General features: G+C 68.6%; 2 protein-coding genes. Both read left to right on the top strand.

Features of this window, described 5'->3' with window-relative positions:
- The first annotated feature begins 234 nt into the window (after positions 1-234).
- The gene (locus AC1D1G_RS44905) at positions 235-828 is read left to right on the top strand and encodes a DUF3090 domain-containing protein (protein ID WP_005243068.1); all 594 of its coding nucleotides are present in this window, start codon (positions 235-237) and stop codon (positions 826-828) included.
- 3 nt (positions 829-831) lie between these two features.
- Positions 832-1,635: an SCO1664 family protein gene (locus AC1D1G_RS44900; RefSeq protein ID WP_477956906.1), complete on the top strand. Its 804-nt coding sequence runs from the start codon at positions 832-834 to the stop codon at positions 1,633-1,635.
- Positions 1,636-1,751: the final 116 nt, after the last annotated feature.

Raw genomic sequence — 1,751 nt, 5'->3', positions numbered from 1 at the left:
CCGCCTGTGAGGATTAGGCGGACCCCGCCGGTGACGATTAGGCGGACCCCGCCGGTGACGATTAGGCGGACCCCGCCGGTGACGATTAGGCGGACCCCGCCGGTGACGATTAGGCGGACCCCGCCGGTGACGATTGACGGATAATGAACGCAACATGCTGCGAGGAACAGTCCGAGACGGAACAACGAGTGGGCAGCGCCGCAGTAGGGCCCGGCTCCAGCCGAAGGAGGTGCAATGTCACGCGCAATTCACGTATTCCGCACTCCTGACCGATTCATTGCCGGGACGGTGGGTGAGCCCGGCGACAGGTCGTTCTATCTCCAGGCAGTACACGAGGCGCGAGTGATCAGCGTCCTGCTGGAGAAACAGCAGGTCCAGGTACTGGCCGACCGGATGGGGCTCCTCCTCGAGGAAGTGCACCGCCGGTTCGGGACGGAGGTTCCCCCGGAGGGGGCCGAACTCGACGACGCGAGCCCCCTCGTCACCCCGATCGACGCCGAGTTCCGGGTCGGCACGATGGGCCTGGGCTGGGACGCGGACGCCGGAGCCGTCGTGGTGGAACTGCTCGCCGTCAGCGAGACGGAGTTCGACGAGTCCGTCGTTCTCGACGACTCCGAGGACGGACCGGACGCCGTGCGCGTCTTCCTCACCCCGTTGCAGGCGCGGGACTTCTCGTTGCGGTCCGAACGGGTCATCGCCGCCGGACGCGCGCCGTGCCCGCTGTGCGGTGAGCCACTGGCGCCGGAGGGGCACATCTGCATCCGGACCAACGGGTACCGCCGTGGCCAGAGCTTCGGCCTCACCCCGGAGATGGACGAGGAGGACTGACGGGTGCCTGCCGAGGAGTCCGATCCTCTGGAGTCCGGCGAGCTGACCCTCATCGGCCAGATCACCCACGCCAGTAACGCCACCCTGGTGTGCGACGCGGTCGAGGGCGAGACCACCGTCCGCTGCGTGTACAAGCCGGTCCGCGGGGAGCGTCCGTTGTGGGACTTCCCCGACGGCACGCTCGCCGGACGTGAATACGCGTCGTATCTCGTATCCGAGCAGCTCGGGTGGGGTGTGATTCCCCGCACTCTCCTGCGGGACGGTCCGTTCGGCCCGGGAATGGTGCAGCGGTGGGTCGACACCCCCGACCGGCACGCCGACGACACCGGCGGTCTCGACCTGGTCGACATCTGCGCTCCCGACGCCGTTCCCGAGGGGTGGTTCGAAATCCTGCGCGCCACCGACATGGACGGAGAACCGGTCGCGCTCATCCACGCCGACGACCCGCGGCTACAGCGGATGGCGGTCCTCGACGTGCTGATCAACAACGCCGACCGCAAGGGCGGCCACGCACTCGAAGGGCTCGACGGGTCCGTCTACGGCGTCGACCACGGCATCTGCCTGCACACGGAGAACAAGCTGCGGACCGTGTTGTGGGGGTGGGCCGGGACGGAGGTGCCGGGCGCCCTCGTCGTCGACATCGCCGAACTGATCTCCTCGCTCGAGGGCGACTTCGGTACGCGACTGGGTGAGCACATCACGTCCGGCGAGGTCGCCGCGCTGTACGAGCGTGYCGTGGACCTCCTCGCGGCACCGGTGATGCCCCGGCCGAACGGTCACCGGCCGATTCCGTGGCCCGCGTTCTGACGGAACCGTTCGGTGCCCGTGGGGGCGGCGGCTCCCTCCGAGGCGGAAATGCGGGTCCACTAGGCTCGCTCTCATGCAGTCTTGGTCCGAAACCGCTGTCCCGTCCTGTCCCGTCC

This window comes from Rhodococcus sp. P3_B8 (assembly GCF_056402775.1).
The sequence above is the reverse complement of the archived record's forward strand: the minus strand, read 5'-3'. Positions and strand labels throughout refer to the sequence as shown.